At 45.8% G+C, this 22,638-nt stretch carries 22 protein-coding genes; 12 read left to right on the forward strand and 10 right to left on the reverse strand.

Annotation, left to right across the window (positions count from 1 at the left end; all coding sequences use genetic code 11):
- Nucleotides 1-65: 65 nt before the first annotated feature.
- The gene (locus tag ZYMOP_RS08230; RefSeq protein WP_013934862.1) at nt 66-1,856 is read left to right on the forward strand and encodes an ABCB family ABC transporter ATP-binding protein/permease; all 1,791 of its coding nucleotides are present in this window, start codon (nt 66-68) and stop codon (nt 1,854-1,856) included.
- Between the two features lie 101 nt (nt 1,857-1,957).
- Here the strand turns inward: ZYMOP_RS08230 and ZYMOP_RS08235 are convergent, their stop codons facing one another.
- The 4 genes from ZYMOP_RS08235 to hisS form a co-directional block, all read right to left on the reverse strand.
- On the reverse strand, nt 1,958-3,061 hold the full coding sequence (locus ZYMOP_RS08235; RefSeq protein WP_252507417.1) for a DUF4167 domain-containing protein: 1,104 nt from the start codon (nt 3,059-3,061) through the stop codon (nt 1,958-1,960).
- 279 nt (nt 3,062-3,340) lie between these two features.
- Entirely contained in the window at nt 3,341-4,198 is an 858-nt protein-coding gene (gene prmC, locus ZYMOP_RS08240; RefSeq protein ID WP_252507418.1) for a peptide chain release factor N(5)-glutamine methyltransferase, read from the reverse strand.
- A complete protein-coding gene (gene prfA, locus ZYMOP_RS08245) occupies nt 4,191-5,267 on the reverse strand; it encodes a peptide chain release factor 1 (RefSeq protein WP_013934865.1) in 1,077 nt (358 codons plus the stop codon). Before prfA ends, prmC begins: the two co-directional genes overlap by 8 nt.
- Nucleotides 5,264-6,523 (reverse strand): histidine--tRNA ligase, encoded by a 1,260-nt coding sequence (gene hisS, locus ZYMOP_RS08250; RefSeq protein WP_013934866.1) that lies wholly within the window; start codon nt 6,521-6,523, stop codon nt 5,264-5,266. Before hisS ends, prfA begins: the two co-directional genes overlap by 4 nt.
- A gap of 227 nt (nt 6,524-6,750) precedes the next feature.
- On the opposite strand from hisS, the gene ppa reads away from it, so the two are divergent.
- Nucleotides 6,751-7,284 carry an inorganic diphosphatase gene (ppa, locus tag ZYMOP_RS08255; RefSeq protein ID WP_013934867.1) on the forward strand — a complete coding sequence of 178 codons (534 nt, stop codon included), beginning with the start codon at nt 6,751-6,753 and terminating at the stop codon, nt 7,282-7,284.
- A 67-nt stretch (nt 7,285-7,351) separates the two neighbouring features.
- On the opposite strand, the gene ZYMOP_RS08260 is transcribed toward ppa, so the two are convergent.
- On the reverse strand, nt 7,352-7,693 hold the full coding sequence (locus tag ZYMOP_RS08260) for a hypothetical protein (protein ID WP_013934868.1): 342 nt from the start codon (nt 7,691-7,693) through the stop codon (nt 7,352-7,354).
- 213 nt (nt 7,694-7,906) lie between these two features.
- On the reverse strand, nt 7,907-8,395 hold the full coding sequence (locus ZYMOP_RS08265; RefSeq protein WP_013934869.1) for an SspB family protein: 489 nt from the start codon (nt 8,393-8,395) through the stop codon (nt 7,907-7,909).
- Between the two features lie 87 nt (nt 8,396-8,482).
- Here ZYMOP_RS08265 and hisB point away from each other — a divergent pair, with 87 nt between their 5' ends.
- The 7 genes from hisB to ZYMOP_RS08300 all read left to right on the forward strand — a co-directional run bounded on the left by hisB (nt 8,483) and on the right by ZYMOP_RS08300 (nt 13,967).
- Complete coding sequence (hisB, locus tag ZYMOP_RS08270) at nt 8,483-9,073, forward strand: imidazoleglycerol-phosphate dehydratase HisB (protein WP_013934870.1); 591 nt, start codon at nt 8,483-8,485, stop codon at nt 9,071-9,073.
- 4 nt (nt 9,074-9,077) lie between these two features.
- Complete coding sequence (gene hisH, locus ZYMOP_RS08275) at nt 9,078-9,716, forward strand: imidazole glycerol phosphate synthase subunit HisH (RefSeq protein WP_013934871.1); 639 nt, start codon at nt 9,078-9,080, stop codon at nt 9,714-9,716.
- A 91-nt stretch (nt 9,717-9,807) separates the two neighbouring features.
- On the forward strand, nt 9,808-10,560 hold the full coding sequence (gene hisA, locus ZYMOP_RS08280) for a 1-(5-phosphoribosyl)-5-[(5-phosphoribosylamino)methylideneamino]imidazole-4-carboxamide isomerase (RefSeq protein ID WP_013934872.1): 753 nt from the start codon (nt 9,808-9,810) through the stop codon (nt 10,558-10,560).
- The gene (hisF, locus tag ZYMOP_RS08285; RefSeq protein ID WP_013934873.1) at nt 10,557-11,333 is read left to right on the forward strand and encodes an imidazole glycerol phosphate synthase subunit HisF; all 777 of its coding nucleotides are present in this window, start codon (nt 10,557-10,559) and stop codon (nt 11,331-11,333) included. The genes hisA and hisF overlap by 4 nt, the downstream gene beginning before the upstream one ends.
- A 106-nt stretch (nt 11,334-11,439) precedes the next feature.
- Entirely contained in the window at nt 11,440-11,766 is a 327-nt protein-coding gene (locus ZYMOP_RS08290; RefSeq protein WP_041581804.1) for a phosphoribosyl-ATP diphosphatase, read from the forward strand.
- A gap of 22 nt (nt 11,767-11,788) precedes the next feature.
- The gene (locus tag ZYMOP_RS08295; RefSeq protein ID WP_013934875.1) at nt 11,789-12,166 is read left to right on the forward strand and encodes a histidine triad nucleotide-binding protein; all 378 of its coding nucleotides are present in this window, start codon (nt 11,789-11,791) and stop codon (nt 12,164-12,166) included.
- A gap of 310 nt (nt 12,167-12,476) precedes the next feature.
- Entirely contained in the window at nt 12,477-13,967 is a 1,491-nt protein-coding gene (locus ZYMOP_RS08300) for an amino acid permease (protein ID WP_013934876.1), read from the forward strand.
- Between the two features lie 110 nt (nt 13,968-14,077).
- Here ZYMOP_RS08300 and ppc read toward each other — a convergent pair whose 3' ends face one another.
- Nucleotides 14,078-16,735: a phosphoenolpyruvate carboxylase gene (gene ppc / locus ZYMOP_RS08305; protein ID WP_013934877.1), complete on the reverse strand. Its 2,658-nt coding sequence runs from the start codon at nt 16,733-16,735 to the stop codon at nt 14,078-14,080.
- Between the two features lie 212 nt (nt 16,736-16,947).
- The gene (locus ZYMOP_RS08310; RefSeq protein ID WP_013934878.1) at nt 16,948-17,526 is read right to left on the reverse strand and encodes an HNH endonuclease; all 579 of its coding nucleotides are present in this window, start codon (nt 17,524-17,526) and stop codon (nt 16,948-16,950) included.
- A gap of 258 nt (nt 17,527-17,784) precedes the next feature.
- Here ZYMOP_RS08310 and ZYMOP_RS08315 point away from each other — a divergent pair, with 258 nt between their 5' ends.
- The 3 genes from ZYMOP_RS08315 (at nt 17,785) to ZYMOP_RS08325 (ending at nt 20,015) form a co-directional block, all read left to right on the forward strand.
- Nucleotides 17,785-18,366 (forward strand): cob(I)yrinic acid a,c-diamide adenosyltransferase, encoded by a 582-nt coding sequence (locus ZYMOP_RS08315; protein ID WP_013934879.1) that lies wholly within the window; start codon nt 17,785-17,787, stop codon nt 18,364-18,366.
- Between the two features lie 151 nt (nt 18,367-18,517).
- Entirely contained in the window at nt 18,518-19,417 is a 900-nt protein-coding gene (gene argB / locus ZYMOP_RS08320; protein WP_013934880.1) for an acetylglutamate kinase, read from the forward strand.
- A gap of 19 nt (nt 19,418-19,436) precedes the next feature.
- The gene (locus ZYMOP_RS08325; protein WP_013934881.1) at nt 19,437-20,015 is read left to right on the forward strand and encodes a YqaA family protein; all 579 of its coding nucleotides are present in this window, start codon (nt 19,437-19,439) and stop codon (nt 20,013-20,015) included.
- Nucleotides 20,016-20,728: 713 nt separating this feature from the next.
- On the opposite strand, the gene ZYMOP_RS08330 is transcribed toward ZYMOP_RS08325, so the two are convergent.
- Both ZYMOP_RS08330 and ZYMOP_RS08340 read right to left on the reverse strand, forming a co-directional pair.
- Nucleotides 20,729-21,556 carry an outer membrane protein gene (locus ZYMOP_RS08330; protein ID WP_013934882.1) on the reverse strand — a complete coding sequence of 276 codons (828 nt, stop codon included), beginning with the start codon at nt 21,554-21,556 and terminating at the stop codon, nt 20,729-20,731.
- A 294-nt stretch (nt 21,557-21,850) separates the two neighbouring features.
- A complete protein-coding gene (locus ZYMOP_RS08340) occupies nt 21,851-22,465 on the reverse strand; it encodes an outer membrane protein (RefSeq protein ID WP_013934883.1) in 615 nt (204 codons plus the stop codon).
- Nucleotides 22,466-22,638: the final 173 nt, after the last annotated feature.

Genomic DNA, 22,638 nt, shown 5'->3' on the forward strand with positions numbered 1-22,638 from the left:
ATGTTATTTTTCACTAGGCGGATTTTTATATCCGCCTATTTTTTTGTCTTTTATAAGGAAAACCTATGGCGGCTGAAGGCCAAAATCATAATCATGATGCCTTAACAAATTTGACGCGTTTTTTACATTATCTTTGGCCTAAAGACCGACCCGATCTCAAAAAGCGCCTTGCTTTAGCTTTGGTCATGGTCGTTTTTTCGAAAATAATCGTTCTGTTGATGCCTTTCGCTTACAAGGGCATTATCGATCATATGGTGCCCGATACCAAATCAGGTCTATCCGTTGCACTGGCCTTAACGCTTGCTTATGCGGGTAGTCGTTTTGGAGGCGTTTTATTCGACAATTTGCGGAATGCTATTTTTGAAGCGGTTGGTCAAAATGCCGCTAAAGCATTAGCTATTGAATTATTTAAACATCTGCATGTTTTACCGCTTTCTTTTCATCTAGAACGGCGAACCGGTTCGCTGACGCGTATTATTGAACGTGGTACCAAAAGCATCGATTCCATGCTTTATTACCTGATTTTTAATATTGGCCCGACCATTATCGAGCTTATCGCGACCTGTGCTATTTTTGTTTTTTCCGGCTGGGGTTGGGGTATGGTGGGGGCAACCCTCGCTATGATAATTATTTATATTCTTTTTACTCGTCTCATAACAGAAAGGCGAGTGGCATTACGCCGCCATTGGAACGAATACGATCAACAGGCAGGCCAATATGCTTTAGATTCACTGCTTAATTATGAAACTGTTAAATATTTCAACGCCGAAGCTTTGGAAACAGAGCGTTATAGTAAAGTGGCGACCAAACTTTCCAACGCTACCGTAAAAGTGGAAACTTCGCTGGCCTTTCTTAATATTGGGCAATCACTCATTACTAATCTGTTAATGGCTGGGGCGATGGGATTTACGGTTTGGGGCTGGCGCTATAATCGTTTTACGGCCGGAGACGTGGTATTAATTAACAGCCTATTACTGCAACTTTTTCGGCCTCTTGATTTTCTGGGCACGGTTTATCGCCAAGTCAGACAAGGCCTGACGGATATGGCAGCGGTTTTTCAATTAATTGATACTAAGGCCGCGATTGCAGATCATAAAAATGCGCCTGATTTACAGATTAAAAAGGGAACTGTCCAATTTCAGCATGTGGAATTCGATTATCATTCTGATCGTCCCATTTTAAAGGATATTGATTTTACGATCCCAGCAGGCCAAAGTTTAGCTATTGTCGGGTCTTCCGGTGCTGGAAAATCAACTATAGTGCGCTTGCTCTATCGTTTTTACGATGTGACAGGGGGGCGGATCACTATTGATGGTCAGGATATCCGTGATATTACCCAGCATTCTTTACGACAAGCGTTAGGCATGGTGCCCCAAGACATCGTCTTATTTAACGATACTATTGGCTATAATATTCGTTACGGACGCCCTGATGCTTCTTTAAAGGCCGTAAAACAGGCAGCAAGGGGGGCGTCAATTGCTGATTTTATCGAATCTTTACCGCAAGGATATGAAACCACCGTCGGCGAGCGGGGATTAAAATTATCCGGTGGCGAAAAACAACGCATAGCTATTGCCCGAACGCTTTTAAAAAATCCGCCAATATTATTATTTGATGAGGCGACTAGCGCGCTGGATAGTCAGAGTGAGACCGATATTCAGGCCACTTTAAATAAAATTGCCGAGCAAAGGACAACTATCATTATAGCCCATCGCCTTTCGACTATTACCCATGCTGATCAAATTATTGTTCTTGATAAAGGCCATATTATCGAGCGCGGTAATCATCAGAGTTTATTAAAACATAACGGCCTATATGCCGCTATGTGGCAAAAACAAAGTCTGGCTAAAGCCTAAATCAAAAAGGGATATGATAAAAATCATATCCCTTTTAGGTTAAATAGCTAAAAAATCTGAAATCTCATTTGAGAGGTATCAATGTAGAATGACCCGATAAATCAGGCTTCTGCTGTTATATTCTCAGTTTCAGCTTTCGGACGACGACCACGGCGACGGGGTTTTTCTTCGACGTCACTATCCTCATCCCGATTGATAGCGGGGGGTAAACGATCGGCTTCTAAACGGGCTTCCGCTTCTATAACCGCTTTCGGGCGACGACCACGACGGCGAACCGGCGGATCAATAGCTTCAGAAAGATGATTGTCGCTATCGTTTTGCTCGTCTACCTTGCGGGCTTCAATTTCTACGGCCTGTCTAGCAGCTTCTGCGGCACGCGCTTCTGCCTCAATGACCGCTTTCGGGCGACGACCACGACGGCGAACCGGTGGTTCTGCTTCTTCTTGAACAGGCGTTATAGGGACGGGTGCGGTTTGAACGGGCATTGGATTTTGAGCCTGTACGGGCTCTCTTCCCCAATTTTCAACTCTTTCGTTGTATTCTGGCCGTATATCCGAACGTTCCCGCATATCGGGTCGTTCAGAGCGTTCCGGTCGTTCTCGCATTTCCATACGCTCGTTATTGTCATCTAACGGTCGTCTAGAACGCATGTTCGGAGTATTATTATAATCGTTCTTGAGATTGGTATTATAGTCGTTTTCGCCATTATTCCGTTCATCGCTTCCTATGCGACGAGGCCGTCGTAAGCGATTATCGGCGGCATAAGGAACAGGTCGTCGGTTATCACGGTTATCGAACCGGTTATCCATAGACTGTTCATTATTTTCATTTTCCTGCGATAGATTGCGATCCCGCATTCTCGCTTCTTCATAGCGGAGCCGGCTATCGTTCAAGACACGAAAATAATGATCTGCGAATTGCAGATAATATTCGGTCATTACCCGATCACCCTGCAACTGCATATCACGCGCCATCACTTTATATTTTTCATGAAGCTGGCTTGCGTTTCCGCGTGCACGACTATCGATACGATTATTGCGATCCATCCCATTACTAGGATTGGATCGGGGCAAGCCCCCGCTACGCCCACGGCGTCGGCCGTTCTGACGATTATTGATCAACTGTTCGCTGCCTTCGTCATTACTGGTGGTTAAGTCACCATCCGCCATTCGGGCCGGATAATGGGGTATTAAATATTCGACCATTATTCCGGAAATGGCGGGCTACGTCATTCCCCCTTGACTGACGCTGCAACAAAGCAAGCGCCATAACTTTCATAGCAACTCTAGCGTTTAATTTTATGCCCCGAAGAAAGACGCCGGGAACGCGATGAAGCTACCATTGGGAATTTGGCTCAAAAAGTTGGGCGATGATGCCGACTTACTTTTATTTGCCTCTTTCTTTCTTAAGCATTTTGAACGATAAATCCAAGCATTATATTGAGATATCTGTAATTATTTCCAGCAGAGGGTCTGTTATAGCTGTTAAAAAAGTAAAATGCAGCGGGGACGTTGTTCAATATCCCGATAAATTTGGCTTTCCATGCCGGCTTTCGCCGCGATAGCCGATACAGCTTCTGCTTGATCGAATCCGATTTCAAGACAGGCGATACCGCGTTCTGTAAGAAGGGAAGGGATTTCGGGAATTAAATGCCGATAATCTGCTAAACCATCTTTACCCGCAAATAAGGCCTGATGGGGTTCATACTGCCAGACATCCCGAGGCATCATCGTCTCTTTGGCGATATAGGGTGGATTACACAATAAAAGATCAAAGCTTTCAGTGATATTATCACCCCAATAGCCTAACCGAAAATCGGCTCGCATCTGAAGGCTATTTTTTTCAGCATTAAAGCGAGCAACGGATAAAGCCTTATCCGAACAATCAATCCCAAGCCCTTTTGCGTCTGGCCATTCAGTAAGGGCTGATAAGAGCAAAGCACCGGAGCCGGTACCTAAATCCAGAATCTTTGTCGGTGTAAAATTCTTTTTTTGAAAATAGGAGAGCGCGGTTTCGATGAGGGTTTCACTATCTGGACGAGGAATTAAAACGGATGGATTGACGACCAGCCGCAAGCTCCAAAAATCACGGTAACCTGTAATATAGGCGACGGGTTCATTCTGCTTTCGCCGTTTTATTACTTCAAAAAAAGCAGCCGGAGCTGCTTTCTCTGACCAAGCCCCTAATAATAAAGCTTCGCGTTCAATTTTTAAGACATGCGCCATCAGTAATTCAGCATCCAAACGGGCGGTCATACTGACAGAAGCCAGATCAGCCGAAGCTTCGCGTAAGGCTTCGGCAATAGTCAATATCATCTCTGGCTTTTTTTTAAACTCAGTCATCAAGGCTCGCCAGTCTTTCGGCTTCATCCTCTGAGATCAAAGCCGCAATCACTTCTTCCAAGGCTGGCCCTGCCAATATTTCTGGCAAACGGTGTAAAGTTAAATTGATGCGGTGATCCGTTACTCTTCCCTGTGGGAAGTTATAGGTACGGATACGTTCGGAACGATCGCCTGATCCTACCATAGATTTTCTTTGACCGGCCCGTTCAGAATGGAGCCGTTCACGCTCTCTTTCATAAAGGCGTGCCCGCAACACTTTCATCGCCTTGGCTTTGTTTTTGTGCTGGGATTTTTCATCCTGTTGGCTAACGACAATACCACTGGGGATATGCGTAATTCTGACCGCTGAATCCGTGGTATTCACCGATTGACCACCGGGGCCAGAGGAACGGAAAATATCTATTCGTAGGTCTCGCTCATCAATCGCAACATCGACTTCTTCCGCTTCCGGTAACACAGCGACCGTTGCGGCTGAGGTATGGATGCGCCCTCCACTTTCAGTAACAGGAACACGTTGCACCCGATGGACGCCGCTTTCAAATTTTAAACGCGCAAACACACCTGCGCCGGTAATACTGATAACGACTTCTTTATAGCCGCCTAATTCAGCAGCACTTGCCGAAATCAATTCAACGCGCCAACCATGATCTTCGGCATAGCGGCTATACATTCGCAATAGATCGCCGCCAAAAAGCGCAGCCTCATCGCCGCCGGTCCCGGCACGGATTTCGAGAATAGCCGAGCGCTCATCAGCAGCATCACGCGGCAACAGGCTTAAGGCCAAGGCGCGTTCGGCATCTGACAAAGCTTGCTTTTTATCAGATAATTCTTCGACCGCCATGGCCTGCAACTCGGGATCTTCATCCCGCGTCATGCTTTCCAGCATTTCCGTTTCTTCCCGCAGGGCGCTGACATGCTGTGCGGCCAAGGCTACGGGTTCTACTTCGGCATATTCACGGGATAAGGCTACTAAACGGCTTGAATCAAGGTCAGGCCTTGCCATTTCTGCCTGTAACTCTTCCCGTCTTGCGACAATCGCCGCTAGACGATCTGGTGAAATTGCGATCATTTATTCCCCAATTCTACAACAAGCCGGTCAACGATCTGATCTAGGGGAATAGCTTCCTGTTCACCCGTTACCATGCTTCTAATGGTTACTACTTTATTCGCTAGCTCTTCTTCGCCTAAAATTATTGCATAGCGAACACCCCAACTATTCGCCTTTTGCATCCGGCGCTTCATATTGCCGCGCCATGTCATTTCTGCCGAAATATTGGCATGTCTCAAAGCTGAAAGAATCGATAACGCCGATAATTTTGCTTCATCGCCTAACGGGATAACGGCCACTTCCATAGCCGCTTCAACAGGCAAATCAATTAACATGGCCAAACGCTCGATACCGGCTGCCCAACCAATAGCTGGCGTGAGGTTACCGCCTAAGGCTTCGGATAAACCGTCATAGCGGCCACCGGCCAAGACGGTTCCCTGTGCCCCTAACTGATCAGTAATAAATTCAAAAGCCGTATGACGGTAGTAATCAAGACCGCGCACTAAACGAGGATCGCGTGTCCATGCTACACCGGCAGCATCAAGGCCGGCGGTCACTGATTTGAAAAAGGAAGCGGCCTCTTCCGTCAAATAATCATCAATAATCGGTGCTTTTTCAGCGATTATTTTATCATTTGGATCTTTGGAATCCAAAATGCGCAAGGGATTACGGGTTAAACGCTCCCGACTTTCATCGGATAGCTGGTCAAAATGGGCTTGAAAATATTCAACCAAAGCGGCGCGCCATGCTTCCCGACTTTCGCTATCCCCCAAGGTATTTAAATGTAGAGTAACATGCTCTTTAATGCCCAGTTCTTGCAAAAGCTGATCGGCCAAGCAAAGCAGCTCTACATCGGCTTCCGGTTCAGCGGCTCCTAAAACTTCGGCATCAATTTGATGGAATTGGCGATAGCGTCCTTTTTGAGGGCGTTCATAACGAAAAACAGGGCCATGCGTTGCAATTTTACAGGGGGCATATTGCTGCCATCCACTTGTAAGGTAAGCGCGGCATAAGCCAGCTGTAAATTCTGGACGAAGGGTTAGAGGTTCTCCTGACCGGTCTTCAAAACTATACATTTCTTTCGAAACGACATCGGTTGTTTCCCCTAAAGAGCGTGCAAAAACAGCCGTCGATTCAAAAACCGGAATTTCAGCACGCTTAAAACCATAAAGCTTTCGTACATGATCAAAAACGGCCAGCACATGATTGAAACGGAGCGCTTCATCGCCAAAAATATCTTGTGTGCCGCGAATCGGCTGAGGAGTTTTGATTTTCATGCCATTTTATCCGGCTAAAATAAGAAGAGATTTTTCGATAATGGCTCGCGTCTAACCTATTTTTCTTATTGTGCAAAATTTCTTATGCATGGGCTTATTCCAAGCCTCCCTTCATGATCCTGCGTCGATAGCAAGCGTGCAGAATGCACAACAGGGCCTCAGCGCATCAAAAAAAGAAGCAGATTAGACTTGTGATCAAAAGAAGGCCGCATTATCGCGATTCTATTATGGATATCAATCTTATTCCCACGGGCGATAATCCGCCTGAAACGCTGAATGTTATCATCGAAGTACCGCAGGGCGGTGAGCCGGTGAAATACGAATTTGACAAAAAATCCGGTGCCCTTTTTGTGGATCGTTTGCTTCATACGCCAATGCGCTATCCAGCCAATTATGGCTTTGTTCCGCATACTTTATCAGATGACGGCGATCCTTTGGATGCCTTGGTCTTGTCCCCGACGGCGTTTGTCCCGGGTAGCGTGATCAGTGTTCGTCCTATCGCTGTTCTTAAGATGAAGGACGAAAAAGGCGAAGACGAAAAGCTGTTAACGGTGCCTGTTGACGGCATTATTCCGCTTTATTCTGCGGTCAAAGAAGCCAGCGATCTTCCAAAAATTGTAACGGAACAGATCGAACATTTCTTTACCCATTATAAGGATTTAGAATCCAAAAAATGGGTCAAGATTGAAGGCTGGGGCAGTGCCCAAGATGCCCGTCAAATTATTATTGAAGCTATTGAACGGGCCCAGAAAAAGGCTTGATAGTTTTTATTAAGGCTTAAAATATCTTTTTTATAGTCTCGCATAGGGGACGCTTCATGGCGTTATCTTATGCGGGATTATGTTCAACCTTCGATTCGGTTTTATGCTCGATAAACTCAGATTGATAGGAGGACGAAGCGGGTAACATGCCTGCTGTCTCGGCATAAATTTCTTTTTCAACTACCGGATGACTAGCCAGCCGTTTCTGTTCGGCTATCCGTTGTTTTGCACGACGTCGAATATAGGCTTTGCCTAAAATATACCCTGTTCCCAAAATCAGACCGACAGGCCCTAATCGGCGAATCGCCCCAACAACCAAGGCACCTGTAACCAGATGTCGCAAGCCGTCATCTTGGTGAGCGCGTCCTATTTCCGCTTGCACCAATGTTTCGACAATCCTTGCAACCATGTCCGTAATTCCCTGAATGAGATAACCATTTATTTATATCTAATGTCTTTTATGAAGAACGCTAAAAAAACAAAAATGAGCCTAAAATTTTTATAATTATTTTAGACTTCGCTGTTATTCAGCCTGCATCGATAGAATCAATAGAGCTATCCTATATGCCCGCGCTTCCTCCTTGAACGGATACAGGATAGCTTAATTTTTTTGAGTTTAAATCTATTTTTTACGCGTAAAATCTACCGAAACGACATTTGAACCTTCTTCGATAGGTTTTGCCTCAGGGAGCGATGGTTTCTCTTGTGGAGATTCGTCTTCTAGCTCGTCCTCTTCTTCAAACTGTGCTTCAAATTGCAATGCAAAATGAACTGAAGGATCTACGAAATTGGTAATGGCCGCATAGGGCACCACCAGATTGGCCGGGACACCCCCAAAGGCAAGACCAATGCTGAAATGATCGTCCTCTACCATTAAATCCCAATAACGATTCTGGATGACAATCGTCATTTCATCAGGGAAACGGGCCAGTAGATGGGCTGGCACATCAACGCCGGCAGCCTGCGTTTTAAAGGTGATATAAAAATGATGATCACCAGGCAAACCACCTTCTGCCTGTACCGACCCTAAAACGCGCCCGACAACAGCGCGCAGAGCCTCTTGGACGATCTCATCATACGGAATCAGACTGTCAAAGCTTTCCTCATTCATACCGTCTTAGGTGGACGTCCTTCTCCTATCGGTCAAGATGGGATTGAGTATATTTGCATGAAAGCAACGGTAGGCTATAGCGATTTTATGCAGCGTATAGCCTCAATTCATCGTCAAACCGCCGAAACCGATGTTCTAATCCATCTTAACCTAGAAGGTACGGGACAGTATAATGTCAAAACGGGCATTGGTTTCTTGGATCATATGTTAGAACAGCTTTTCCGTCATTCGTTGATTGATTGCGATTTAACGGTAAAAGGTGATCTTCATATAGATCCCCATCACACCACTGAAGACAGCGCGATTGCCTTAGGCCAAGCGGTCAATCAGGCATTAGGGGATAAACGAGGTATTACCCGTTTTTCTCATGCCTATGCCCCTATGGATGAATCTCTAAGCCGAATTGCCATTGATATTTCGGGTCGTCCCTATCTGGTTTGGCGTTCTGCCTTTACTCAGCCACGGTTAGGCGACCTCGATACCGAAATGATTGAACATTGGTTTTTAAGCTTTGCGCAAGGCGCTGGTATTACACTCCATGTCGAAACACTCTATGGCCATAACAATCATCATATCGCGGAAAGTTTATTTAAAGGGTTAGCCTTGGCGCTTCGTCAGGCTGTTGCCATTGATCCCCGCAAAAAAGATCAAATCCCCTCTACGAAAGAGAGCTTGTAGGGCGATGACGCATACTTCTTCAACGGTTGCCCTGATTGATTATGGGGCCGGTAACCTTCGTTCAGTCGCTAATGCGTTGTTGGCAGCGGGGCTTCCCGAGAAAAGGCTGATAATTACAACCAATCCCGATGATATTCTTCAGGCGGAGCGTATTGTTTTACCCGGCGTGGGGGCTTTTGCCGCCTGTATGCACGCTTTACAAGCTATTCCGGGTATGACCGATGCGCTTAGTGAAGCTGTTCTGAAAAAAAGTCGTCCTTTTTTAGGCATATGTGTCGGTATGCAACTTCTTGCCGAACAGGGTGAAGAACATGGCATCCATAAAGGCCTGGGCTGGATAAAGGGTAGTGTGAAAGCTTTAAAACCCAATGATCCCCGTTGCAAAGTGCCCCATATGGGTTGGAATCAGATCACGTTAACCGCAGATACGCACCCGCTTTTAAAGGCCGGTGAGGCTTATTTTTTGCACAGCTATGCATTTTTTCCTACGGATACTCAGGATTTGTTGGCAAAAACGGATCACGGTGGGGCAGTAACGGCAGCGGTCGGGCATGACAATATTATCGGTGTCCAGTTTCATCCTGAAAAAAGCCAAGGCTATGGTCTTCGATTTTTATCCCGTTTTTTAGAATGGCACCCTTAGTTTACAGATTTTTTATCTTTAGCGGCGGTAACGCCTCCTTTCATCCTTTCAGCCTATCAAAGCGGCGTTCAAGCTGCTGCCGGAGAAATTCATGTCTCACTCTTTGATTATTTTTCCTGCTATCGATCTTAAAGAAGGCCATGTCGTTCGTCTCTCAGAAGGCGATATGGATCGTGCGACCATTTATGATGCAAATCCGGCGGCGCGTGCTCGCCAATTTAATGAAGCGGGTGCCCAATATTTGCATGTTGTCGATTTAGATGGTGCTTTTGCTGGCCATGCCATGAATGCGACGGCTGTTGACGCAATTGTCAAAGCCTTTCCGGGAAAAATTCAGCTCGGGGGTGGTATTCGCAGCATGGAAGCCATCGAAGGATGGTTAAGTCGGGGTATTCATCGGGTGGTTATCGGTACTGCAGCGCTTGATAATCCCGAGCTTGTGAAGGAGGCTGCTAAAAAATATCCGCATCGCATTGTTGTGGCTGTGGATGCCCGCGATGGCATGGTAACAACCAAGGGATGGGCAGAACAGTCAGAAATATCTGTTATTGATATGGCTGAACGTTTTGCCGATGCCGGTGTGGCCGCGTTACTCTATACCGATGTCGGACGGGATGGTCTGAAAAAAGGTTGCAACAGTGAGGCAACCTTGGCTTTGGCCAAAGTCAGCCAAATGCCGGTCATTGCTAGCGGTGGTGTTAGGGATATTGGCGATATCGAGTTGCTGGCACGACACACAAAAGAAGGCATAGAAGGTGTTATTTGTGGTCGAGCGATTTACGATGGCTCGCTGGATTTAAAGGCGGCTTTAACGATAGCACGACAAGGAGGGGCTAAAGCATGAGTCTTTGTACGCGCATTATCCCTTGTCTCGACGTTGCTAACGGGCGCGTTGTAAAAGGCGTTAATTTTACCGATCTTATCGACGCCGGAGATCCGGTGGAACAAGCTAAAATATATGGTGCCGCTGGCGCAGACGAGCTTTGCTTTCTTGATATTTCTGCCAGCCATGAAGGACGGGGCACCATGCTTGATGTGGTCGCCAGAACCGCCGCCGTCTGTTTCATGCCCCTTACCGTTGGAGGCGGCGTGCGTCAGGTAGAGGATGCACGGGCTTTATTATTGGCGGGTGCCGATAAAGTTGCTGTGAATTCGGCGGCGGTTGCGCGTCCTGAACTGGTTGCTGAAATAGCTGACCGTTTTGGTGCCCAATGTGTCGTCGCCGCTATTGATGCGCGCAAAAAGGGTGACACATGGGAAGTCTATACGCATGGTGGCCGCCGTCCGACGGGTATTAATGCGATTGAACATGCTAAAAATCTGACCCGTCTTGGTGCCGGAGAAATTTTGCTGACCTCTATGGATAAAGACGGCACAAGAGACGGTTATGATCTTGCCTTAACGCGTATAGTGTCCGATTCCGTTTCTGTACCCGTTATTGCTAGTGGCGGGGTTGGTAATCTTGACCACATGGTGGAAGGGGTTACCCAAGGTCATGCCAGCGCCTTGCTAGCGGCTTCTATTTTTCATTTTGGTCAATATAGTTTGGCCGAAGCGCATGAAGCCTTGGCGGCTGCGGGTTTGACGGTACGCCACCCCCCAGAAATTATAGGATGATCCGTGGGGTATTTTGCGATTCCTCGAAGTATCGTTATTCAAAAATGATTGCCTGTCTCTCTTGGCAGAGAATTAGGTTGCCCCAATTGTGAAAGACAAGCCTGCTATGTCCCAAAATACGCTTGCTTATATTGAATCGGTTATTGCAGAACGCCGAAAGGCTTCCCCAGAAGAGTCTTATGTCTCTTCTCTTTTCCATCGTGGTACGGCCCATATCGCCCAAAAATTGGGTGAAGAAGCGGTCGAGACTGTCATTGCCGCTTTATCGCAAGACAAAAAATCATTGGAAAGTGAAGCAGCTGATCTTTTATTTCATTTGGCTGTCTTGCTAACGGATCGCGGTACGAATTTTGACAATGTTTTTGCGGTGTTACAAAGCCGGGAAGGCACTTCTGGCCATGCTGAGAAAGCTGCCCGTAAAAATAAAAAATAGCCTCATTAGTGAAGGGTTTATTATGACTGTCGATATCCATCAGCCCTATGATGATGACAATATCTTTGCCCGTATTTTGCGGGGTGAGATTCCTTGTAAAAAAGTCTATGAAAATGACCATGTACTAGCTTTTCATGACATTAACCCCCAGGCTCCGGTTCATATTCTCGTTGTTCCCAAAGGTCGCTATGTTTCTTGGGATGATTTTTCAATAAAGGCTTCTGATCAAGAAATGGCCGCTTTTGTGCGTGCCGTTGGTGAAATCAGCCGAGATTCTTCGCTCAATAAGGGCTATCGACTGATCGTAAATTGTGGTCATGATGCCGATCAATTAGTACCCCATCTTCATATCCACATTTTAGGTGGAAAGGTACTCGGTGCCCATTTGGTTCAATCCTGATCCAATGGCCCAATAAAACCATGCTTATTTCGCCTTTGCTCTGTTTTATCTTTCATCAAAAGCGAAATAAGCTTTATAAAATAATATAATTATAATATCATAATTTTAGATATGTCCTTCTATTGATATATTTTTACCTTTTTTAAAAGACGTTCTGTTGAAAAGACTGTTTTTCTCTTGCCTGCTATCGATAAACCCCTTCTATTATCTGATGAGGTTGGTCGTTCAGGTTAAGAATAAAAAGAAAAATTATCCTGTAACGGTTCATAATATAGTGCGGTGTTAACCGCTTCTTATCGGGGGATAATGAATGATATTTGGGCGTGTGAAGTCTCTCGACGCCATTTTAGCGACTGCAAAAAAGAAATCTCTTCATCGCTCCTTGGGCGCTTTTCAGCTGACTATGCTGGGTGTAGGCGCGATTATAGGTACCGGTATTTTTGTGCTGACAGCAGAAGCGGCCCAAAAGGCAGGTCCCGGTATGATGGTGAGTTTTATTATTGCGGCCTGCGTTTGTGGTGTAGCCGCGTTTTGTTACGCCGAGATGGCAGCAATGGTGCCGGTTTCCGGTTCTGCTTATACGTATAGCTATGCGGTTATGGGGGAGCTTATCGCATGGATGGTCGGATGGGCGCTTATCCTTGAATATGCCGTTGCGGCCAGTGCCGTCTCTGTCGGCTGGTCAGGCTATGTGGTCGGTTTACTGGAACATTTAACAGGAACCCATTTTTCCCCTAGTTTAATAGCCTTTACCAAGGGGCCCTTTAATGGTGGTATTATCAATTTACCGGCAGCCTTTATAGCCTTGGTCATTACTTTACTCTTGATAAGAGGCACTAAGGAAAGTGCAACAGTAAGCGCTGTTTTAGTAGCTATTAAAATTACTGCCCTTTCGCTCTTTGTTGCACTGGCTATTCCCGCCATGAAAATGGAAAATTTTCATCCTTTTGCCCCCTTGGGATTTTCGGGTATTTCGGCTGCTGCGGCTTCTATTTTCTTTGCTTATGTGGGCTTTGATGCTGTTTCTACAGCAGCAGAAGAAACCAAGAATCCACAACGTAACATGCCTATCGGTCTGGTCGGTTCATTAGCTATTTGTACCATCTTCTATATGCTGGTTTCTGCCGGTGTTATTGGGGGTGTGGGGGCACAGCCTATCCTTGATGCCAATGGCCACGGTTTGGCAACGGGTAGCCATCAGTTAACGGCGGCTTGTGCTGCTATTCATGACAGTAAGGTTGTGTGTTCTAACGAGGCGCTGGCTTGGACTTTAAGAAAGGTCGGATGGACAAAAATCGGTAATCTCATTGCTTTGGCGGCGGGATTTGCTCTGCCTTCTGTCATTTTAATGATGATTTTTGGACAAACACGGATTTTCTTTGTGATGAGTCGCGATGGTCTGCTGCCAGAATTTTTCGCCAAGGTGCATAGTCGTTTTCAAACGCCTTATGTCGTTACAATTATGACCGGCGTTTTTGTCGCTGTTTTTTCAGCTTTTTTCCCAGTGGGTATCTTGGCCGATATTTCGAATGCAGGTACTTTGTTCGCTTTCTCTATGGTCGCTGTTGCCGTTTTGGTGTTGCGGCGTACGGATCCTAAGCGGCATCGTCCTTTTAAAACGCCTGTCATTTATCTGATTTCACCCTTAGCGGCGTTAGGCTGTCTTTATCTGTTTGTTAGCTTGCCACTCATGACTCTGGTCATGTTCTTTGGATGGGCTTTTATTGGGCTTATTGTCTATTTTTGCTATGGCTATCGTCACAGCAATATCGCCCGCAACATTGCTGATCCCGAGGATTAATATTTTTGACGGAGATTACCTATCCGCCTTAAATTTTTACCCAATAAAAACGGCATGGAAAAATCCATGCCGTTTTTTTATGTATTATAATGATATAATGAAGGCATCCATCAACCGCTGTTACGAAGGGCCGTCGCAATCGCATTCAAGGTCAATTGAATAGATTCGATAATATGCGGGTTTTGATCCCCACCACGACGTTTTTTCAGTAACTCAACCTGTAAATAATTGAGCGGTTCCAGATAAGGGCGACGCATTTGGATAGAGTTATCCAAGGCAGGATGGCGTTCCAAGAGCCAGTTCTGATCCGTCACTTTTAACAGACCTTCACAGCTCTTATTCCACCCATCACGGATAGAATCATAAATCTGCTCGCCGCGAATCTGATCTTCCACCAAAGGCAGATAATGCTTGGCAATAGTGAGATCTGAACGCGCTAAAACCTGTTCCATATTGGCAATAGTCGTCCGGAAGAATGGCCATGTTTTTGCCATTTCCTTGATCAGATCTTGATCTTCAAAATCATATAAGGCTTGGCCGAAACCATACCATCCGGGCAGCATTACCCGCACCTGAGACCAGCTAAAGACCCAAGGAATGGCGCGCAGATCTTCAATCCGATCTGATTTTTTACGGCTAGGTGGTCGTGACCCAATTTTTAAAAGTGCAATCTCGGGAAGCGGTGTGAATTCACTAAAGAATTTACGGAAACCCTCGGTCTCATAAACAAGCTGACGATAGCTACGGAAAGCCGAATCTGAAAGTGCATCCAAGGCTTTTTTATAGCGGCTGAAAATAGGTTCAACAATCGTCGGTGTTTTTAAGGATGTGATTAAGGTCGCCGCAACGGCCTCATCCAAATGAGCAATAGCACTATCGTGGGTGCCGTATTTGGCTGCAACGACTTCCCCTTGCTCGGTATAACGGATACGACCTTTAACAGCGCCCGCAGGTTGAGCCAAAATCGCGTTAAAATTAGATCCGCCACCGCGTCCGACCGAACCACCGCGTCCATGGAAAAACTGGATTGGGACACCCGCTTTTTCAAAAATCGGCACCAAGGAAAGACAGGCTTTATATAAGCCCCAAACCGAAGTAAGATAGCCGCCATCCTTATTCGAATCCGAATAACCGACCATGACTTCCTGAACCTGATGTTCTTTAGCGATAGCTTGCGCTTCTGGAAGTTTAAACCACGCCTCCATAACTTCGGGTGCATGTTCAAGATCGGCTACGGTTTCAAATAAAGGCGCTGCTTCGATGGCGGCTTTCGGTTCTGCGCCACCCTTATAAAGACCGGCTTCTTTTAATAGAATATAGACTTCCAAAATATCCGAAATGCTTTCGCCATTGGAAATCAGATAAGTAGTAATACATTCTGGCCCGAACATTTCATGGGCACGGGCAGCGGCCTGAATAATATCTAATTCAGAACGCGTTTCCTCGGAATATTCCGCCCGTGGAACATACAAGGTTCTTGGCTGGGACAATTCACGGCGCAATAATTGGACGCGCTGATCTTCTGGTAAATCGAGATAATTTTCTTCTACGGCAGCGATACGCAGTAATTCATTCACAACCCGCTCATGGACTTGTGAATTTTGGCGTAAATCCAAAGTTGCCAGATGAAAACCAAACGTCTCAACGGAACGAATCAACGCTTGGAAACTGCCTTTGGCGAGCGAGCCTAAACCGTTTGCTAAAGTTTTAAGATCAGCAATCAATTCATGCGGGCGTTTATACGGGGCGGCCTCACGAAGGGGGGGACGCGAAGGGTTCCGACCGGCAATTAAGCGATAGGTAGCCGCAACGCGATCGTAAATGCCATTCAAAGCACGCCGATAAGGTTCATCGGCACGGATAGCGGCTTCATCATGACTTTTATCAGCAAGGCGTAAAATATCATCAGATACGGTAACCATATCGGTTGATATTGAAAGATTAGCAATCAGCTTGTCCAACCGATGCATATAATCGGCTAGCACTGTTTCCGAACTACGCCGTAAGGAAAGCATGATCGTATCGGCATTCACATTAGGGTTGCCGTCACGGTCCCCCCCGATCCAGTTGCCGGGTTTGATGAAACTAGGTATCGGTGCGCCCAGCAGTTCTTCCCATTCGGCATAAAGCTGCGGTAAAACGGGCAAGAATGTATCGCGCAGGAAGGAAAGGGCGGTTTCAATTTCATCAGCAACCGTCAGCTTTTGCAGCATCAACGGACGGGTTTGCCATAAGATAGTAATTTGATGAATTAGGGCCTCTTCAATCGGAAGCCCATCTTCTGTTTTTGTCTGGCCAGCATCTTTTAACCGCATCAAAGTCGCAATGCGATTATAGTGATCAATCATGCTTTTCCGGCGAACTTCCGTCGGATGCGCCGTTAGAACAGGAACAATGCAGGCTTTTTCGATTAAATCGAGAATAGTCTGCTCGCTGACACCGTCTGCCTTTATATCTTTTAAGGCGCTTGCCATGTTGGCGTCGGGATCAAGAATATCCCCCTGACGATCATCGGCCAGATTGGCCAGCATTGAAAACAGCAAAAAGGCATGGGCAAAAGAGAACATGTCATTAAGATCAAGTGCCGCTAAGCGGTCGCTTAATTCATTGCTGTCAACAATCCCGCGATGACGTCTAATAGCGGCAGTGCGGATCTGTTCGATCTGATTGAACAAAGACTCTCCGCCTTGCTCTTTGATAACCTGACCGAGCAGGTTACCGAAAAAGCGGAGGTCTGGATTTTGATTGATTGTGCGCGGCTTGGTCATAGGGCATTCATTTGCCTAGCTTACCGTCCCTAGACAACCCATCTTGTGGTCAAAAGGCAGAAAATATTGCCTAGTCTTTTCGATTATAATTATATTAAATTATTTTTAGAATGAATTTTTTTGCGGTTAGCTTTGTTTTGAATAACAATTTTCCATTTTTTTGTTATAAAATAATGCAAAATTGCATTTTTACTGTGCGATTTTTTACGCTTTTACGACTCAAGTTCACTATCCCAGTAAAGCCAATCCCGCCAACTTTCATGAAGATAATGGGGTGGGAAGCTTCGGCCATTTTCATGCAATTGCCAATTTGTAGGTTGATGCGGGATAATATTTAAAAAAAGATCAGCTTGCTCTGGGGTGCGGCCACCTTTTTTTAGGTTACATGGACTACAGGCCGCGACGACATTATCCCAAGTTGTCCGACCACCTTGGGCACGGGGAATGACATGGTCAAAGGTCAAATCATGGGAACTGCCGCAATATTGACACCGAAAATGATCCCGTAGAAATAAATTAAAGCGGGTAAAGGGTGGGAATTGAGAACGCCGTACATAGCGTTTTAGAGCAATAACCGAAGGAAGACGCATTTTAAAATGGGCACTAGAAATTTCCCGTTGATACACTTCAACAATATCAACACGCTCTAAAAATACAGCCTTAACCGCTTCTTGCCATGACCAGATGCTGAGAGGAAAATAACTCAAAGGACTATAATCCGCATTAAGCACTAGTGCGGGACATCGATCAGGAGGGGTATAAGCAATAGGGCTTAAATCTGGATGATACATCAGGAGAAATCCTTGCGCTCTGGTTGACAAGTCAATTGAGAGACCGAAAATCCTACTGTTATACTAGTGTTATAAAAGCCTATAATACGCCTGTGTTTTGCCGCCTTTCGAGCTAGAAATAATAGAGTATAGCCTTGGGTCAGCTAATATCAGTATTACCTGAGCGGACAGGCAAGGCTACAAGAAACCCATTAAGCTTTTCGCTTTAAAAAAGCTTGGGGTTAATGAGAATATAGCCATTTTTAGTGAAAAAGCGACATGGTCAAATTAAATCAGATATATACGCGAAGCGGAGACGGCGGGAAAACCGGATTAGTTGATGGTTCCCGTGTTTCTAAAAGTCATCTTCTTATTACAGCGATTGGCGAAATTGATGAGACCAATGCTGCCATTGGTGTAGCACAAGCACGGCTGAGCGAAGAAAAAATTAGTCTTCAACTCGCCGTTATTCAGAATGATCTTTTTGATTTGGGTGCTGATTTGGCGACGCCTTTTTCCGCTGAGCAAAACGATTCTCCCCCTTTAAGAATTGTTCCAGCCCAAGTCACACGTCTGGAACAAGAAATAGATCAAATGAATATCAGGCTTTCGCCCCTTAAAAGTTTTATCCTTCCAGCGGGCAAATATGGAATTGCAGAACTTCATTTAGCCCGCACTATAGCGCGCCGTGCCGAACGCACTATGGTGCGCCTGAGAGAGGCCAATATTAATCTTAACCCTCATGGTCTTCATTATATCAATCGCTTGTCAGATTATCTCTTTGTGACAGCCCGTCGGGTCGCTACGCATCATGGCGGGGATATATTATGGCAACCGGGGGGTATAACCCGACCAGATTAAACGCGTTGACCTTTTAATTTTTAGGCCTCTAACCTGTAGAGAAACGACTTAAGACGCATGGTTTTTATATTTTTTCCTTGTAGGTAGGTATTTTTTCCGCAAAAGCGAAAAGCATTTCTCTAAGACCTTAGTTTTTTTCCGGAGCTTACGCATGTCCGCCATTTACGCCCCTGATAGTCCGCTGCTTAACAAGGCGGAGACACTTGCAGAAGCTTTGCCTTATATCCAGCGTTATGCGGGTGAAATTTTTGTGGTCAAATATGGTGGCCATGCAATGGGTAATCCGGCTGCTGCCAGAGATTTTGCAGAAGACGTTGTTTTATTAAAAGCAATTGGTATCCATCCGGTGGTTGTTCATGGTGGTGGCCCCCAGATCGGAAAAATGCTGAAAGATTTGGGTGTAGAGAGCCGTTTTATCGACGGGCTGCGGGTTACCGATACTGAAACCGCAAAAGTAGCGGAAATGGTATTATCGGGTGCAATCAACAAAGAAATTGTTTCATGGATAGGGCATGCCGGAGGACGGGCTGTTGGCATTTCCGGTAAGGATGCCAAGCTAGTCGAGGTTGAGAAGGTCAAAAAAACGAGTTCGGCCAATCCAGAAGAAAATATCGATTTGGGTTTTGTCGGACGACCTGTTTCGATTGATCGTCGCCTTATTGATACCATTACACAAGCGGGTATGATTCCAGTCGTGGCACCGATTGGCGTTGGGGCGGATGGGGAAACTTATAATATTAATGCTGATACTATGGCGGGAGCCTTGGCTGCTGGTCTTAAGGCTGCACGGCTGTTTCTGTTGACTGATGTCGCGGGTGTCTTGAATGCTGATAAAGCGCTGATGAGAACATTAACGCCTTCCCAGATCGAGACGTTGAAAGAAGAAAATGTTATTTCAGGGGGCATGATTCCCAAGCTGGAAACCTGTATCGAAGCCGTCAAGAGTGGGGTCGATGCCGCTGTTATCCTTGATGGGCGCGTGCCCCATGCTATTTTAATTGAACTTTTTACAGACCATGGGGCGGGTACTTTAGTTAAATTAGATCAATAGAGAGAATTGGTTCAATAAAATGTTGCGTCGAACCTATAACTGGACGCTCAGGCGTGCCTCTGATCGCCATGCATTTTTATGGCTAGCACTTTTATCTTTTTCCGAGGCCTCTTTTTTTCCGATTCCAACGGAGGCTATGCTGGTGCCGATGGTTATTGCCCGCCGCGATCAAGCTTGGCGTATGGCTGGCCTTGCGACATTGGCTTCTATAATCGGTGCCTTGTTCGGTTATGCTATTGGGTATTATCTTTATGATAGTATCGGCGGCTGGCTTATTAATATCTATGGATTAGAAGGAAAAGCGCGCAGTTTTCAGGATTGGTATGCCCGTTATGGGGCTATTGTTATTCTTGTAAAAGGTTTGACCCCGATACCTTTTAAGCTGGTAACTATTGCCAGCGGTTTTGCACGTTACAGTATTCCTAGCTTTTTAGCGGCTGCTACGATCAGTCGGGGCTTGCGATTTTTTATCGTGGCCGGTTTGCTCCGGCGCTATGGCCCGCCTATCGCGCAGTTTATCGAGAAGCGGCTCACACTCGTTGCTTCTACGTGCTTATTACTCGTGCTAGGCGGTTTCGCGATGGTTAAATTTCTGTGAAGAAAAATCAACGAAATGATAGATATGTACACTCAATACGGAAGGTGAGGATTGAGGGGTTATTTATTTTTATGACTGCTTTCCAAAGCTAAGTTAGAAAGAGCTTATTTGACCTAAAAAGCGGTCTCTCAGAGTGCTCTCTGACATCCCGTGATCTGTTTCAAGACATCGAAATCAAGACACAAATATAAGAGATGAAGAGATTAAAAGCCCAAAATTTTTAAGGCAGTATCTGACCTTATGGGATCAATACTGCCTTAAAAATTATATAATCTTCAGACGTTCTTTTTTAGGAAAAAGAGCTGAGATTAGCGGTGAACCTAGGGGAAACGGAAACCAAAGCCGAGCGTAGCACGCGCACGGGACGTATTCGCGATGGTTAAATTTCTGTGAAGAAAAATCAACGAAATGATAGATATGTACACTCAATACGGAAGGTGAGGATTGAGGGGTTATTTATTTTTATGACTGCTTTCCAAAGCTAAGTTAGAAAGAGCTTATTTGACCTAAAAAGCGGTCTCTCAGAGTGCTCTCTGACATCCCGTGATCTGTTTCAAGACATCGAAATCAAGACACAAATATAAGAGATGAAGAGATTAAAAGCCCAAAATTTTTAAGGCAGTATCTGACCTTATGGGATCAATACTGCCTTAAAAATTATATAATCTTCAGACGTTCTTTTTTAGGAAAAAGAGCTGAGATTAGCGGTGAACCTAGGGGAAACGGAAACCAAAACCGAGCGTAGCACGCGCACGGGACGTATGGTTACCGAACTGAGTCCAACGATATTGAGCATTCATGAAGAAATTCTGCGTGATAGAATATTCAATACCACCACCAACAGAATAACCATTGCTCCAGCCAACATATTTACCCGTCGCAACCCCTGCGCTGTTCAGGTAAAGATTACGCTGTTTGCCAGACGCATAACCACCCGCCATGTAGAACAACAAGTCTTTGGTAGCGAGGAAACCCATACGCAGGGTCGCATCCCATTCTTCAAAGGCTTTGCGTGCAGAATAGCCACCACCAGCTGTGGTGCCGATGTTGTTACCTTGGCTACCGACATTCATATTGCTGCCGGCGTTGTTTTCCCACATCTTACTGGGATTCCAGTAGTTGCCTTCAACACCGAAAACGAAGAAGTTATCAACGACAGCATCGACACCCAGGGTACCACCGTAACCCATGTTGTTGCGGCCACTAACGTGGTTAGAGCTAGAACGGGTCCAACCAATATCGCCTTCAACGCGTAGACCGCGGAATTTGATGCCGCTGTGATTAGCGACTTCATTTGGGTTAGGGGCTAAAGGAATAGGTTGATAGTTTACCGGCTGTGCCGTCGTCGTATCCTGAGCTACGACAGGCGCATCCTGGGTAGCACTGCTATCAGGATAAGCCGGCTGCGGGACAGCGGGGGTTCCATAATAAGGGGTCGTAGACTGTGGGTCAGCATTATCCGGTGCGACGGTATCCTGTGCCCAGGCTTGTGATGCAACCGCTGCTGTCAAGGCTGTTGCTGCAAGATAAAGCTTACGCATGCAATATACTCCATTTTACATGCGACTTCGGGAATACTTCTCGTCCGTCGTCGCTGTCGGAAAAGTTTTATACAAAGAAAAAAGTGTTAAACAAAGTTGGTTATTCGCCAAACTAGCTTGTTTATACTCTCCGGTTCTGCTGACATGGACGATTTTACACATAAATCCAATGTTATGCACCGCTTTATCTCATATTGCCCATTACTATGTGGCAATGTCGCAACAATCATCCAAAGACAAAGCAACATTCAGAGCCCCGATTAAAAATATAACCGGGGCCTTTTTATGAAAAAATTATCTGAAGCGGACACCAAACCCAAGCAGCGCACGCTGACGAGAGGTATGATTAGAGAACTGAGAGTAACGATATTGGGCATTCATGAAGAACATTTTGCTGAAGGAGTATTCGACACCACCACCAACAGAATAACCATCACTCCAGCCAACATTACGATAGCCGCCAACGCCTGAACCGCCAACACCCGTGTAAAGCGTACGTTCTCTGGTCGTGGCAAAACCACCAACAGCATATAACAGGATATCAGGCTGTGCCAAGAAGCCCATTCGTACGGAAGCATCCCATTCCTGAAAAGCTTTCGTTGAAACTGAACCACCCGTACCGGTAGAAGCGTTGTTATTACCATTATGGTCACCCCACATTTTACTGGGATTCCAATAGGTACCTTCAGCGCCTACCACAAAATATTTACCGATCTGACCATCGATGCCAGCGGTACCACCATAGCCCATGTTATTCTGGCCAACACCATTTGCCCGCGCGCGGTCCCATCCGATATCGCCTTCAATACGGAAACCACGGAAGGTCGTTGGGGTGTTTATAACCTGAGCCGGGGCCTGCGCCGCAATAGCAACCGTTGCAACGGCGGCCGCAAAAATTATCTTACGCATAAATTACTCCACTTCCGAACTCGGCATGGTCTCTATATCATTTTACACATAAGCAAAACGATAAGCTAATATACCCATTCACGAGATATCTATTAACCTATAGTTTCGTAAATAGCATGTTTAAAACATTATTGCATAATATCGGGATTGTATTGTTTATTTTTAGGTCGAAT

This window comes from Zymomonas mobilis subsp. pomaceae ATCC 29192, assembly GCF_000218875.1.
GTDB lineage: Bacteria > Pseudomonadota > Alphaproteobacteria > Sphingomonadales > Sphingomonadaceae > Zymomonas > Zymomonas pomaceae.